This is a genomic window from Candidatus Magnetaquiglobus chichijimensis (assembly GCF_045865675.1).
GTDB classification, from domain to species: domain Bacteria; phylum Pseudomonadota; class Magnetococcia; order Magnetococcales; family Magnetaquicoccaceae; genus Magnetaquiglobus; species Magnetaquiglobus chichijimensis.
Map to the genome: position 1 here is coordinate 732,355 of NZ_BAAFGK010000004.1, position 14,996 is coordinate 747,350.

A 14,996-nucleotide genomic window follows, 5' to 3' on the forward strand; every position below is an offset into this window, starting at 1 on the left:
GACGAAGATGTTTGGAAAAGCGACAAAGCCCGTGCTGGAGCCATCCGTCACGATCGGCGAGGAGACGATGCGCGCCCTGGAAGCGCCCGCCGCCGTTGGAAGTGAGCGTCCAGGATCCTGGCGTTCCTGGGCCGGTTGGGGAATCGCCGCGGTGGTGGTGATCACCGCCGGACCGCTGATTCTGGATCGGATCGATGTCAAGGGGAACGCCACCCCGGTGACGATGATCGGCGATTCGCCGGTCGGGACGAGCCAGACTCAATCCGGGGCCTTGGGTACCATCCACGCGGTGAGCGAACCGGCTGGAGCCGGCGTGTTGCTGGATGGACGCTTCGTGGGCGTGACCCCGTTGCGTTTTCAGTGGGGCGCGGGTTCGGTCACCCTGACGTTGAAAAAGAACGGCTTCCAGGATCTCAACGCGCCGCTCGAGGTGGCGGTGTCCAAGGAGGTGGATTTCCGCGTCTCGCTGCAACCCGAGACCCTGCCGGTGGCCGGAGTCAAGCGGGACACACCTCGGGAGGGCGCGGAGCCGGTCGCGGCGAATGGCCCCGTCAGGCCCGCGGGTGGCGTGGCTGGCGAGGACGGGAGCTTGCGACTGGCCAACGTGATCACCCATCCGCCTGAAAACAAAGGCCACGCCAGCAGCAAACCGACGGATAAAAACCCGGCCAGGTCCGGTGCCGAGAAGCCCGGCACGGAAAAGGCCAGCGTCGAGAAAACCAAGGAGGAGAATGCCAAGCCGAACAGGAGTTCCCGCACGCGCAAGCCGGAGATTCCCACCGAGGCCGACATGGCCGGGGTGACGGCCCAGGATGTGCGCGAGGTCTCCAAGGATCCGGAACTGGCGGCCTTGTTGCGCAAGCCCGAGGCCTCGGCCTCGGACAATCTGAATTTTTCGTATGCGATTCAGCTGGCCGCCTTCGTGGATCGGGACAGCGCGATCCGCAACGCCGCCTTGTGGCGCAAGCGCGGCTACGATGCCTATGTGTTGGAGTTGTATGGGGTCAAGGATCCGTCCAAGATGTGGCAAAGCGTGCGGGTGGGTCGATTCACCGATCTGCCCCAGGCGCGGCAGGCGTTGGAGGCGTTGAAGCGGTACGAGAAGGATCAGGAGAAGGTCAAGGAGTTTTATGTGGCCCGCTCCGATGCCTTTACCGGTCCCGAGGTGGCGACCACCACGCGAAACGCCAAGGTGACGCCATCCGCCGTCAAGAGAACCGACTCCTCAAGCGCGGACGCTTCGCAGGTTGCCGGCGACAAGAGATCCCCGGAGATTTCCGGCGACGGCAAGGACGCAGCCGGAATCACCACGCCGACCTCCCTGGTGAGCGCCGATGCGAAACCGTCCCACCAGGACGCTTCGACCTGGCCCGAGCCTGTCATGGAGACGGCCAGCGTCGTTCCGGCCTCCCTTCCCGCCGTACCGCCCGGACCGGGCAAGTCGGAACCGGTCGGCACGGCGGTCGATGGCGCGCCGGTCAAGCCGTCCGAGTCGGCGCGGGTCGAGACCAAACCGGTCCAGAGCAAACCGGTCGAGACTGCCCGGCCTGAAAAGAAGCGGAGTGAAAAACCGGTTGTGGCGCACGCCGACAAGCCGGTCGCCAAGGGAGTCAAACCGGAGTCCAGATCCGCTTCGGGCGGCATCACGGTGTCCGATCCAGGTTTGACGCCGACCGGGCAGCCCGATCCGGCCACCAAGGAGGTGGTCGCCTCGATGGCCGGCGGGAGCGAGCCGGACAAGGATCATCTGTTGAATGCCCGCAAGGAGGTGGCGCTGCATCCCCCGGAACCGGCCATGACCGGGACGGCCAGGGATGTAATGGCCGAATCGTCCCGTCCCGGCGCGGATCGTCCGTCCGAAAAACGCAAGGGCGAGGGTGGGGCGAAAACCGATGGGGCGAGAATCTCCGCCGATCAGGCCGCCTGGGTGGAACGCACCTATCAGCAATCGGTGGTCAAGAAGGAGGCCGGCGATCGCGAGGGCGAAGAGGGGTTGTTGCAACAGGTGATCAAGGCCGATCCCGGCCACAAGGCGGCAGTGCGACGGATGGCGCGCATCATGGTGGAGAGCAACCGGGCCGACAAGGCCCTGGATCTGTTGCGTCAGGCCGCCGGCGGACGGGGCGATACGTCGTTGGCCGACGAGGATCCCAATCTGGCCGCCTTCCTGGCCGCCCTCTATCAGCGCCGCGAAGAACATTGGCAGGCGATAGACCTGTACGAAGCGCTTTTGAAGAAGTATCCTAACAAAGGACTCTGGCAGATGGGCATGGCCATCTCGCTCGAAAAGGTGGATGAGAACGCCGAGGCGATGCGGGCCTACAAAAAATCCCTGGCCAGCGGCGATCTGAACCTCAAACTGCAAAACTTCGTGCGCAAGAGGATTGAAAAACTGTAGCACATGGCCTTGCCTCCGCCCAACAAACCCCGCCTCGGCGATGTCCTGGTCGAATCCGGACTGATCTCCGCCGAGCAGTTGCGGCTCTCCCTGGCCCATCAGGAGAAGACCGGGGCCAAGTTGGGCGAGGCGTTGGTCCATCTCGGCTTCGTGACCGAGCAGGCGTTGCAGAATTTTCTGAACCGGCAACGCCAGAAACTGCGCATCGGCGACAAACTCGTCGAGGCCAAGGTCATCAGCTCCGAACAGCTCCAGGCCGCCCTGGCCGAACAAAAACGCTCCGGAAAAAAACTCGGCCAGAGCCTCGCCCAACTGGGCATCTTAAGCGAACTCCAGTTCGCCGAGTTCCTGGCCAATCAACTGCACATCCCGTTCGTGGATCTGAAAAAATTCCCGTTCGTCACCGAAGTGGTCCAGCTGCTGCCGGAGGCCACCGCGCGTCGTTTCCGCGCCGTGGTGCTCACCCGTGATGCCCAGGGAACCCGGGTGGGCATGGCCGATCCGACGGATATCTTCGTCTTCGACGAATTGACCCGTCTGCTGGGTCAATCCCCGCATCTGGCCCTGGTGAGCGAGAGTCAGCTGCTGCGCGCCCTGGATCTGCTGTATCGCGGCGAGGGAAAAATCCACGAACAGGCCGCCGCCCTGGAAGAAGAGGTCGGACGCAGCGAATTCGACCTCGAAGGGATCGTCCAGGCCGAGATGTCGATCGATGCCCCGGTGGTCAAGATCCTGCAATCGCTCTTCGAAGATGCGATGCGCATGAACGCCTCGGACATCCACATCGAACCCGATGCCGAGGTGTTGCGCATCCGCCAGCGCATCGACGGGGTGTTGCAGGAGCAGATCGTCAACGAAAAACGGATCGCTCCGGCCCTGGTCTCCAAACTCAAACTGATGGCCGGTCTGGAGATCGCCGAAAAACGCCTTCCCCAGGATGGACGCTTCAACATCTCGGTGAAGGGCAAGAGCGTGGATGTGCGTCTCTCCACGCTGCCGATCCAGGATGGCGAATCGGTGGTGATGCGTCTTCTGGACCAATCCGCAGACAATCTCAATCTGGAGATGGTCGGCATGGAACCGAAAATGCTCGAACGGTTCCGCTATCTGCTCAGCCGTCCCCATGGCCTGATCCTGGTCACCGGACCCACCGGAAGCGGCAAGACCACCACCCTCTACGGCGCGCTGAACGCCTTGAACTCCCCTGGCAAGAAGATCATCACCGTCGAGGATCCGGTGGAGTACCGCCTGCCGCGCATCAATCAGGTGCAGGTGCGCACCCGCATCGGCCTGACCTTCGCCAAAGTGCTGCGCACCGTGCTGCGTCAGGATCCGGATATCGTGCTGGTGGGCGAAATGCGCGATCAGGAGACCGCCGAGATCGCCATTCGCGCCGCCTTGACCGGCCATCTGGTCCTCTCCACGCTGCACACCAACAGCGCGGTCGCCACCGCGATCCGCCTGGTCGAGATGGGGGTGGAGGGGTATGCCGTGGCCTCGGCCTTGAAGTGCATCCTGGCGCAACGGCTGGTGCGACGCATCTGTCAGGACTGCGTTGAAAACGTGGAAGCGGATGCCGGGGAGACGATCCTGCTGCGCGGTCTGCTCGGCGAACGGGCCAACGGGGCGCGTATCCGTCGTGGCCGGGGCTGTCCGCAGTGCAACCAGAGCGGTTACCGGGGACGTATCGCGGTGGTGGAGTTGCTGGAGATGCGCGGCAATCTGGCCGAGGCGCTGCGTTCCAACGATACCACCGGTTTCATGCGTCTGGCCGAGACTCAACCCGGTTTCCAGCCCCTGCACAAAGTGGCCCTGGAGTATGCCCTGCGCGGCATCATCACCCTGGAGGAGGTGATGCGCCTGGTCACAGATGTCGAGGATGAAGAAGCCTCCTACGTTGAGGAGTCGGACGGGATGACGGGTGTGGAGGGCACACCAGCGGCCCGTAGCGACAGGGAGCGCTGATTCTCATGCCCGAATTCCGTTTCGTGGGTCGCATGGAAGGCAAATCCGTGGATGGGGTGATCAACGCCGCCAACCACGAAGCGGTGATCGAACAACTGTTCAACCGCCGCATCGAACCTCTGGAGATTCATGAGGTCCAAACCTCGAGCGCGTCGCTCGAGTTGGAAATCATGGTGGAGTGGCCCAGCGAGGATGACAAGATCCTCTTCGCCCGGCAGATGTACACCCTGGCCAAATCCGGCGTGTCGCTGGTGCGCTCCTTTCAGGGGTTGGTGGAGAGCACCCACAACAAAAAACTCAAGCAGGCCATGGTCAAGATCATCGAGGAGCTGCAATCCGGCAAGGAGCTTTCCGTGGCCATGAACGAGCACCCGAAAATCTTCGATAAGCTCTTCACCCGCATCATCCGCATGGGCGAAGAGACCGGACGCATGGAGGAGTCGTTTCTCCAGCTCTATCAATACATGGAGGTGGACAAAAACACCCGGCGCATGATCAAGACCGCGTTGCGCTATCCCACCTTCGTGGTCACGGCGATCGTTCTGGCCATGTTCGCGGTCAACTACTACGTGATCCCCAACTTTGCCAACATGTTTTCCAAGATGGGCGCGGATCTGCCCTTGGCCACCCGGATCCTGCTCGCCACATCCGCCTTCGTGCAACAGTATGCGCTGTGGATTCTCGTGGGGATTTCCTCTTCGGTCTACTCGTTTCTGCTTTACATCAAAACCACGGATGGACGGCTGTGGTGGGACGGGCAGCGCCTGAAACTCCCCATCGTCGGTTCGATCATCAACCGGGCCACCCTGGCCCGTTACGCACGGGCCTTTTCGATGGGCTCCCGCGCCGGATTGCCGGTGATCCAGATCCTGACCGCGGTCGAGGACGCGGTGGACAACGCCTTCATGGCACAAAGAATCGCCGGCATGCGCGAAGGGATCGAACGGGGCGAGAGCCTGACCCAGGCATCCTACAACAGCGGATTGTTCACGCCCCTGGTGTTGCAGATGGTGTCCGTGGGCGAGGAGACCGGCGGGGTGGGGGAGATGATGACCGAGGTGGCCGACTTCTACGAACGCGAGGTGGAATACGAGGTGAAGGGGTTGAGTTCCGCCATTGAGCCGATCCTGTTGACCGTGATCGGCGCCATGGTGCTGGTTCTGGCGTTGGGCATCTTCATGCCGATGTGGGACATGAGTTCCGCGGCCATGAACAAGGCGCGACACTAGATTCGATGGGCATCAGCTCCATTTTATTGTTGCTGCTGCTCCTGTTGGCCGGGATCGGTTCCCTGGCCGGGCTGGTGCTGGGCGCCTGGCTGTTCTTGAATCCCGACGCCAACGCCACCCTGGAGCGTCCGGCGGCAGAGGCCTTGAAAACGCTCTCCAGACCGGTGCGGATCGAGCGGTTCGTCTATCGCAACCACCGCTGGTTCGGTGCCGGCATCGTGTTGGGTTCGTTCGCCACCCTGGTGGCCCTGGGGGCTTACGGACGCCGCGTGGCGCTGCTCGCCGGATCCATCCAGAATTCGGGCGGGTTCCAGGCCTGGTTGTGGGAGAGTCTGTTGCTGTTCGTGGCGTTGGGGAATTTTTTCACCCTGCTGGCAGGCGTGCTGATCCTGATTCGTCCCAGCGGGCTGAAGAGGTTCGAGACCTGGGCCAATCAACGGGTGGATCTGGCCTTGTGGCGGGCCCGTTGGCGCCAACTCTTCTTGAATCTCATGCGGGCCAGACCCCGGCTCATGGCCGGTGCGTTGGCCCTGGGCGGGGCGGTATCGCTGGCGTTGTTGCTGCGCTTCTGGTGGCGAACGGCGGGGGGGTGAACGCCGGGGCTGTTTGGCCGGGATCGGAACCACGCATCGGTTGGCCGGGGTCGGAACCAAGGGCTGTTTGGCCGGGGTCGGAACCACCATCTGCACCGCGCGAGACCGGGGGAACGTACCACACCGGCAGAGGATAGAGTCGCAGAATGCCCAGCGCGGCCAAAAACATCGCACCCAGCTTGAGGGCTCTATGGTCTGAAGGGACTTTGGACTCGGATTAACAGAACAACGCCTGGATTTCCAGTGGACCGTATCGGCTCCCGAATGAAAAAAGGTCAGCAGAACAGGCACAATTCACAAAAAAACCATGCGTTTCGCAACGAGATGGGCCATAATTATAAATGAACGTTATTTTGGTTTGTTCTCAGCGGTCAGGGGGGAGCAATGAGGCTTGTCTCGAATCTTCCGGGGTTGGCTCGTCATGCGTCCGGGTTTACCCTGATCGAGATGATTATCGTGCTTGTCATGATCGGTATCCTGGCGGCCATGATCGCGCCAGAACTGGTCGATCTCAACCAGGAGGCCGAAAGGGCCTCCGCGGACGGGGTGTATGCGGCGGCGCAATCGGCCACGGGCATCAATTTCGCGGCAATGCGCGCGGGTCGGACGGGCGCCGCGCGGATCATCGATGGGGCCACCCTGATCCAGGCCATGGAGAGCCGGCCACTGGGTTGGAACGATTCTGGCAATACCATAAGTTTCCAAGGAAAATCCGGGATGCTCTATGCCATCGCCGTGACCGGCGGCGAGACCGGAACCAACAAGGCCACACTCTCAAAAAACTGGTGAAAATCCCGCAATGGGTGTATCTTTGTTCACAATCGGTTTCCTGCATGAAAAGTCCAACCATTCCGCTGCGGCGGGGTGGATTTTTAAAGCAGGAGACCTCGTCGGGCTTTTGGGTTGCGACCCGGGCCGAACCTCAGCACCAAACAAGGAGTACGCACCATGAACACCATCCAACAACACACTGAAGAACAGCAGCAACAAGAAGAGGTCCGTCAAACGCGGATCCGTCAGGCGGGCTTCACCCTGATCGAGTTGATCATGGTGATCGTGATTCTTGGCATTCTGGCGGCGGTGGCCGTGCCCAAGTTCACGGATCTCAGCGCCGAGGCCGAGGCAGCGGCAGCCAATGGCGTGTTGTCGGCGATCAACTCCGCGACCGCCACCAACTTCGCGGCGGTCAAGGCCGGCAAGGCGGATGCGGTCGCCATCACCACCGGCCCGACACTGCTTGCAACTCTTGACGGTGGACTTCCCGCCGGATGGACCCAGAACGGGTTGGTCCTCTCCCACACCGGCAAGGACGGCAAAACCTACACCATCACCGTCTCCGCAGAGACCGCGACCGGACGGGCGACGGCGGCCTTGACCGTGCAATAACCAGTCGGATGGATGAGGGTGAACGGTCGGCGCACGTTTGGTTCGAAGGGAGATGCCCACATGTCCAAGGACCGATCACCCTTGTCGAGGTTCAGCCTGGTTCGTGGTTCGGGCAACCGGCCTGATCGGCGAAAAACCGCCATGCCGTGGAACCCCCGTCGGGTGTTCCACGGCATGGATCGGCAGCGCGGGATCACCCTGATCGAACTGATCATCGTGATGGTCATCATCGGAATTCTGGCCATCGTCACGGGGGCGAAGTGGCAGGGCGACCTGACCTTGAACGCCAAGGCGGACCAGTTGATGAACGACATCCGCCGTGCCCAGGCCGAGTCCATGACGAGTCTGAAAAACCTCACCTACACCATCCAAAACGTCGGATCCGACTCCTATCGGATCGAGGATAACCTGGGGGTGCCCCTGGATGGAGCAGCGACGAAGCTGGATCGGGTGACCATCCAGCCTTTTCGCATCTCCTTCGACGGTCGGGGCGCGCCCGTGGCCAACAACGCGGAAGTGACCTTCAACCAGGATGTGCGTTTGAGCATGGACGGAGAGGCAGTGACCCTTCGCGTCATCGGTTACACCGGTGCCGTCATTCGGTTGTGATGATCGTGCCAAAGGAGCGATCGACCATGCGCGGACCTCGAAAATCAGCCGGTTTCACGTTGTTCGAGCTGATCCTGTTCATCGTGATCACCGGAATCACCGCGACAGGGCTCATTCCGCTCTACAACAACGTACTCTCCAACCTGCATGTCATGAATGAAGGGATGCAGGCGAGTTACCTGGGCTGGGAGATGATTGAAACCTTGAAGTCGATCAATGGCTACAATCCTCCAGCTGGCTTTGGCAATCTCATCGAAGCCAATTTCCCGCCGGAGTATGGGATCGATGTTGGCGGACAGTTGCGCTTTGATCGCTTCGTACAGATCGAGGGCATGATTCCTGGACAGATGCCAACGCCTTGCACCGGTCAGGAGTACAACAACGAAGCATTCAAATGCATCACGGTAAGTGTCAGGAAAACGGGTACGAGTGAAAATTTGTTCTCGTACACCATTTACAGTTCAGATCTTTAAGATCCTGAACGGACTGGCACGATGCGGGGTTCCTTCATCACCCAGGCGTGAAACTCCCGCAAGGCGTTCCACGGAAACAGGAGTTCCAGCGATGTCGAATCATCACGGCAAGCTCGGAAAAAGGCGCCAACGATCCACAGGGTTCACCCTGATCGAGATGGTCATCACGATCATGATCTTGAGCATCGTGACCGGGACGAGTCTTGTTGCCTTGACTTCTGCCTTCAATGCCATGGCGACCGCGCAAGCCATCGCTCCTCTGTCGCTTGGCGGACAGATCGTGATGGAACGCATCCTCAAGGAGCTGCGAAACACCCATTGCAACCAGATCACCCGACTGGACAATGGCAAAGCGTTGCAATTGATCGACAACAACGGTCGCACGGTCAAATTCCACCAGATCAATACGACCACCCAGTCCATCTACATGACCTACAACAACGACAACGTGAATTGGCTGCTGGGCGCGAATGTCCAGGCAGACAGTCTGCGTTTTGTCGTGCCCACCTGTGACGGCACGGGACAACCCGTGCCGCAAAAACCCGGCCTGGTGACTGTCTCCTTCACGGTGTTTCAACGCTTCCCGGATAATGAGACGGTCACTCTACCTTTTCGAAGTTCTGTTTATGTAAGGAGTTCCTGATAATGAACGCGCACGTGGGAGAACGGGGTGCGCTTGTTGTCATTGCCATGGTGATGTTGGCGGGCGTGGCCGCCGTGGGTGCTTCCCTGTCCAAAATGCAGGTGAGCGGCACGGAGGTCGCGGCAAAGTATACCAGTGGCAACAAGTCGTTCAACATAGCCGAATCTGCCTTGCAGATCGGTCTCAAGCAGTTCAAGGATGCGGAGTGCGACCCCAGTCAGGTGACCGGGGCCGTGCCGGAAGGAGCCGATGGTTCCACGGTGGTCACACAAACCCTGGGGGAGGGGAAGAGTTTCAAGTTGATCTTCTGTCCCATGGACGGCACCTGTTTCGATGATGACATGATGCCAACAGACGAGGATGTCACCCAGGCCGAGAACGAGAAGGACGATCCGGAAGATGCCCATCACCCCTATTGGTACAAATACAAGGGCAGGTATTTTCTGAAATACTGGTATTTGAAATCCCACATGGGCCATAAATACCGCCATCACCACTGGCTCCATGCGGACAAGCGGGAACACTGGCGAAATGTGCAATGGCATCGCAAGCACTGTCACGGTCCGCTGCATCATCATCACAACAACTGGGATTCCAGATGCATGACGGGTGGGGAGTACAGCGCCGAAGAGGATTCGGCCAACTACTGGATGGTGACCGCCCAGGACACCTCGACGGGCGAAAAATCGCGCACGCTCACCCAGGTGGTGACTTGCGAATCCGGGCCCGAGAACACCGGAAACCTGTTCCGGGGGGAAAACTACAACGACTGGAATCGCAAGTATATGATCGATTCCCAGACCAATGGGGTCGTGACCTTTGGCACCAATTCAAGCGGTTGGAATCCCAACACACAGATCGAAAAGCTGTCCAACCGAACATTGACCCTGCCGAACACCAACGGACAGCCGGTGTGGTTCCATGCCACCTTCAACCTGCCGGTCTATTCGGACAGCCGGTTCAGTCTGGTTGTCGGAGTGGACGAAGGACATTATCGAACCCGTCAAATCTACTGCGGGGACAACAGCGACGGTTCAAGCCAAGTGGAGTTGAACAGCACAAACAACACCATTATTTGCCGGCACTATGTGAACAACTACTGGACGTCCACCTATACCTCCATGAAATGCAATGGAACCGTGGATTCGGATTGCAAGCTGTCCGAGGGCAAGCTGCATTTCAAGCTGGGAACGTTCGATACCGCCGAGATCTACGGAATGGTGATGAACGGCAAACGGTTCAAACTGGTGGATGCCTATCTGGGCGTCGAGGATGGTGGCACCGAGGCGACCGCCAAGCCGGATATGAAGGTCGGCAAGTGGGTGGAAAACATGTAGGCAGTCCAGGTTGACCCTGGAACGTTCGTTTGAGGGTTTCAGGGGAGATGATAAACAAAAAAACGTGGCATCCCAACGGGGGGCGGAGCACCACGGCTTCGCCCCCCGTTTTTGTTTTAAGCGACAGGTTGGCATGATCATCACCAAGTCGCCTGACACCAAGGCGGCGCGCGCGTTTTTCACCATGGAGATCCCGAAGGGAGGTCCATGGTACAGGGGGTGAGGGGGGCTCCCTACAAAAAACGTAAAAATCGCTTGTTGTGTAAAGTGCGCTTAAGTCAAAATAAAAACCTCGGAGGCGTTGCCCCCAAACCTCTGCCGGGGAACTCCGGTCCCCGGTTCCCCGTGACAGTTTGCAGCACGGAACGATGACCTCCCAATCAAAACCTCGGAGGCGCTGCCCCCAAACCTCCGCCGGGGAACTCCGGTCCCCGGTTCCCCGTGACAGTTTGCAGCACGGAACGATGACCTCCTATCGACTGGGATGACGAACCATGACCACGCCTTCACCCTCTTCCCCACCCAATCCCATCCCCAACAGCCATCGCTATTTCGAAAACCGTTCGTGCGAGTACTTTCCCTGCCACGACCTGCCCGAAGGCAAACATCTGAATTGCCTTTTCTGCTTCTGCCCGCTCTACACCTTCGAAAACTGTCCCGGAACCCCCATCTGGCTCGAGTCCGGCATCAAGGATTGTTCGCACTGCACCACCACCGCCACCGAAGACGCCTACGAGGTGGTCATGGATTTCATCTTCTCCCGGCCAGGCGAATACCTTTGACCAACGCGTAAATCGCCGGAATCACCACCAGCGTCAGAATGGTCGAAGAAACCATGCCGCCCACCATCGGGGCGGCGATGCGTCGCATCACCTCCGAACCGGTGCCGCTGCTCCACAAAATCGGCACCAGACCCGCCATGATCGCCACCACGGTCATCATCTTCGGTCGCACCCGCTCCACCGCGCCCTCCATGATCGCGGCATAAAGATCGTCCCGCGTCACCGGAACGTCTTCTTTGATCCGTTCGGCGCGGATCGCCTCCCAGGCGTGCTCCAGATAGATCAACATCACCACCCCGGTCTCCGCCGCCACTCCGGCGAGCGCGATGAACCCCACCGCCACTGCCACGCTCCAGTTGAACCCCAGCGCATCCATCAGCCAGATGCCGCCCACCAGCGAGAACGGCAACGACAGCATCACGATCAGCGTCTCGGCGATCTTGCCGAAGTTGATGTACAACAAGACAAAAATAATGAAAATGGTGAGCGGCACCACGACCCGCAACCGCTCCTTGGCCCGCTCCATGTACTCGAACTGGCCGCTCCACTGCAAGAAAGTGCCCGGCGGGAGCTGCACCGCCTCCTGCACCGCCTTTTGCGCATCGGCCACATAGCCGCCGATGTCCCGTTCGCGAATGTCGATGTAGATGTAGACCGCCGGCAGGGCGTTTTCGGTGCGGATGGTGGCCGGTCCCTTCTCCAGACGCAAGGTGGCCAGCTGTCCCAACGGCACCGAGGCGCCGTTTTCCGCCCGCAACAACACCCGCTGGGCGATGGCATCCGGATCGGAACGGAAATCGCGCGGATAGCGCACGTTAACCGTAAACCGTTCGCGCCCCTCCACCGTGGTGGTGACCGCCTCGCCGCCCAACGCGGTGAGAATGGTTTCCTGCAAATCGCCGATGGTCAGACCATAGCGGGAGATGGCGTCCCGATCCGGATCGATGGTCAGATAATAGCCGCCGATCACCCGTTCGGCATAAGCGCTGGTGGTGCCCGGCACCTTACGCACCACCGCTTCGATCTGCTGGGCGATCGGTTCGATCTCCTCCAGGCTCTTGCCGAACACCTTGATGCCGATCGGGGTGCGGATGCCGGTGGAGAGCATGTCGATGCGCGCTTTCAACGGTTGGGTCCAGGCGTTGCTGATGCCGGGCATGCGCAACGCCTCGTCCATCTCCTGGATCAATTTGTCCATGGTCATGCCCGGTCGCCATTCGGACTCGGGTTTCAGGGTGATTACGGTTTCGAACATCTCGGTAGGGGCTGGGTCTGTGGCCGTGGCCGCGCGTCCCGCCTTGCCGAGCACCGAGGCGACCTCCGGGAACCCCTTGATGATCTTGTCCTGGGTCTGGATCAGCTCTTCGGCCTTGGTCATCGACAGGCCGGGCAGGGTGGTGGGCATGTAGAGGATCGAACCTTCGTTCAGGGCCGGCATGAACTCCGCGCCGATCCGTTTGGCCGGTTCCACGGTGGCCACCAGGGTGACCACGGCCATGAGGATAAAGGTGAGTTTGAAACGCAGCACCAGGCGGATCACCGGGCGATAGAGCCAGATCATCAGACGGTTCAGGGGATTTTTTTGTTCCGGCATGATCTTGCCGCGCACGAACAACAGCATCAGCACCGGCACCAGGGTCACGGAGAGGAACGCCGCGCCGGCCATGGCGAACGTTTTGGTGTAGGCGAGGGGTTTGAACAGCCGTCCCTCCTGATCTTCCAGGGTGAAGACCGGCAGGAACGACACGGTGATCACCAACAGGCTAAAGAACAGCGCCGGACCCACTTCGACCGCGGCTTTCATCAGCACCTCGGTTCGCGGGGTGTCGGGCGGGGCCCGTTCCAGGTGTTTGTGGGCATTTTCGATCATCACGATGGCGGCATCGACCATGGCGCCCACGGCGATGGCGATGCCGCCCAGGCTCATGATGTTGGAGGTCATGCCCAACGCGTTCATGAGCAGGACGGCGATCAGAACCCCGACCGGCAGCATGAGAATGGCCACCAAGGCGCTCGGAATGTGCAACAGAAAGATCACGCACACTGCGGCCACGATCAGGCTCTCTTCGATCAGGGTGATTTTGAGGGTTTCCACGGCCCGCAAAATCAGCTCCGACCGGTCATACACCGCCTCGATGCGCACATCTTCCCCGAGGCTGCCGGCCATTTCGGCGATTTTGGCCTTGGCGTTGCGGATCACCGCCAAGGCGTTTTGTCCGAAGCGTTGCATGACGATGCCGCTCACCGCCTCGCCTTCGCCGTTGAGTTCCGCCAGTCCGCGTCGTTCGTCGGGTCCGAGTTCCACGCGGGCCACGTCGCGCAGGCGGATGGGGGTGCCGCGTTCCTCTTTCAAGACGATCTTTTCGATATCCTCGATGCCGCGCAGATACCCTTTGCCGCGCACGATGTATTCGGTTTCGGCCATTTCCACCACCCGTCCACCGACGTCGCGGTTGCTCATGGCGATGGCGCGGGTAACGGTGGAGAGGGGAATTTTGAACCCTTCCAACAGTTGTGGATCCACGATCACCTGGTACTGTTGCACGTAGCCGCCGACGCTGGCGACTTCGGCCACCCCTTCGGCCTTGGCGAGATGATAGCGCAGATACCAGTCTTGCAGGGTACGGAGTTCGGCCAGGGATTTCTCTTTGGCCAGCACCACGTATTGGTAGACCCAGCCGACGCCGGTGGCGTCCGGTCCCAGGGTGGGGGTGATACCGGTGGGCAGGCGGCGTGCGGCGAAGTTGAGGTATTCGAGCACGCGGCTGCGAGCCCAATAGATATCGGTGCCGTCTTCGAAGATCACATAAACGAACGAGGTGCCGAAGAACGAAAATCCGCGCACCAGTTTGGAGCGTGGCACCGAGAGCATGGCGGTGGTCAGGGGGTAGGTGACCTGATCTTCGACCACTTGCGGGGCCTGGCCGGGGTAGTCGGTGTAGAGGATCACCTGCACGTCCGAGAGATCGGGGATGGCGTCGAGCGGGGTGCGGGCGAGGGCGGTGATGCCGGCGGCGGTCACGAACAGGGTGGCGAGCAGGACCAGGAGGAGGTTGCGGCCAGACCAGTGGATGAGTGCGGCGATCATGCGGGCCTCGGGGTGGTGAGGGTGAAAAAGGTTCGGACTAAAACCGTTACGGGGGGCCGAAGGTCCCCGGCGGGGAGTGGGGCAGCGCCCCACGACTTTGCCTTTGTGACGTTTGTTTTTATCCGTTTGTTTGATTCACGCTTGACTCATGCGTTGTCTTGCTTGCCTTTTGTCTTTTATTTTCTTTTGTTTTCTTTTGTTTTGTCTGTTCTTTTGTTTTGTCTGTTCTTTTGTTTTGTCTGTTCTTTTGCTTTTGGCGCGCTCTTCAAAAAAGCGTTTTTTTCGCGCTTTTTGCGAAAAAAACGCTGCGCGCCGCCTTGGCTGCCGGATCGTTTCGCGTTTTTGGCGAAACGATCCGGCAAACATGGCCCGGAAAACAAGCCGTCGAAGGTGGCGTTCCGCCGCGTGCAATTCGCCCTGAGTCGTTACCCAAAAACGGTAACGACTCAGGGCACATGAGACCCGCGCGCTTGCGCGTTTTTTCGCAGAAAAC

13 protein-coding genes are annotated in these 14,996 nt (G+C 60.2%); 12 read left to right on the forward strand and 1 reads right to left on the reverse strand.

What is annotated here, in order from left to right:
- The first annotated feature begins 31 nt into the window (after positions 1 to 31).
- From ACOY6C_RS07455 to ACOY6C_RS07505, 11 genes are all read left to right on the forward strand, one after another.
- Positions 32 to 2,398 (forward strand): PEGA domain-containing protein, encoded by a 2,367-nt coding sequence (locus ACOY6C_RS07455; protein ID WP_420904849.1) that lies wholly within the window; start codon positions 32 to 34, stop codon positions 2,396 to 2,398.
- A 3-nt stretch (positions 2,399 to 2,401) separates the two neighbouring features.
- Entirely contained in the window at positions 2,402 to 4,363 is a 1,962-nt protein-coding gene (locus tag ACOY6C_RS07460; RefSeq protein WP_420904850.1) for a GspE/PulE family protein, read from the forward strand.
- Between the two features lie 5 nt (positions 4,364 to 4,368).
- The gene (locus ACOY6C_RS07465) at positions 4,369 to 5,592 is read left to right on the forward strand and encodes a type II secretion system F family protein (protein WP_420904851.1); all 1,224 of its coding nucleotides are present in this window, start codon (positions 4,369 to 4,371) and stop codon (positions 5,590 to 5,592) included.
- A 5-nt stretch (positions 5,593 to 5,597) separates the two neighbouring features.
- The gene (locus ACOY6C_RS07470; protein ID WP_420904852.1) at positions 5,598 to 6,185 is read left to right on the forward strand and encodes a hypothetical protein; all 588 of its coding nucleotides are present in this window, start codon (positions 5,598 to 5,600) and stop codon (positions 6,183 to 6,185) included.
- A gap of 384 nt (positions 6,186 to 6,569) precedes the next feature.
- A complete protein-coding gene (locus tag ACOY6C_RS07475; protein ID WP_420904853.1) occupies positions 6,570 to 6,974 on the forward strand; it encodes a type II secretion system protein in 405 nt (134 codons plus the stop codon).
- Positions 6,975 to 7,133: 159 nt separating this feature from the next.
- Entirely contained in the window at positions 7,134 to 7,571 is a 438-nt protein-coding gene (locus ACOY6C_RS07480) for a prepilin-type N-terminal cleavage/methylation domain-containing protein (protein WP_420904854.1), read from the forward strand.
- Positions 7,572 to 7,631: 60 nt separating this feature from the next.
- Complete coding sequence (locus ACOY6C_RS07485) at positions 7,632 to 8,180, forward strand: prepilin-type N-terminal cleavage/methylation domain-containing protein (protein WP_420904855.1); 549 nt, start codon at positions 7,632 to 7,634, stop codon at positions 8,178 to 8,180.
- Positions 8,181 to 8,206: 26 nt separating this feature from the next.
- Entirely contained in the window at positions 8,207 to 8,653 is a 447-nt protein-coding gene (locus tag ACOY6C_RS07490; RefSeq protein WP_420904856.1) for a type II secretion system protein, read from the forward strand.
- Between the two features lie 91 nt (positions 8,654 to 8,744).
- A complete protein-coding gene (locus ACOY6C_RS07495) occupies positions 8,745 to 9,296 on the forward strand; it encodes a prepilin-type N-terminal cleavage/methylation domain-containing protein (RefSeq protein WP_420904857.1) in 552 nt (183 codons plus the stop codon).
- A 2-nt stretch (positions 9,297 to 9,298) separates the two neighbouring features.
- Entirely contained in the window at positions 9,299 to 10,633 is a 1,335-nt protein-coding gene (locus ACOY6C_RS07500) for a hypothetical protein (RefSeq protein ID WP_420904858.1), read from the forward strand.
- Between the two features lie 494 nt (positions 10,634 to 11,127).
- Positions 11,128 to 11,415: a cysteine-rich small domain-containing protein gene (locus ACOY6C_RS07505; protein WP_420904859.1), complete on the forward strand. Its 288-nt coding sequence runs from the start codon at positions 11,128 to 11,130 to the stop codon at positions 11,413 to 11,415.
- Here ACOY6C_RS07505 and ACOY6C_RS07510 read toward each other — a convergent pair.
- Positions 11,384 to 14,503: an efflux RND transporter permease subunit gene (locus tag ACOY6C_RS07510; protein WP_420904860.1), complete on the reverse strand. Its 3,120-nt coding sequence runs from the start codon at positions 14,501 to 14,503 to the stop codon at positions 11,384 to 11,386. The genes ACOY6C_RS07505 and ACOY6C_RS07510 overlap by 32 nt on opposite strands.
- Positions 14,504 to 14,524: 21 nt before the next feature.
- Between ACOY6C_RS07510 and ACOY6C_RS07515 the strand changes: the two genes are divergently transcribed.
- Positions 14,525 to 14,962 (forward strand): hypothetical protein, encoded by a 438-nt coding sequence (locus ACOY6C_RS07515; protein ID WP_420904861.1) that lies wholly within the window; start codon positions 14,525 to 14,527, stop codon positions 14,960 to 14,962.
- Positions 14,963 to 14,996 lie beyond the last annotated feature (34 nt).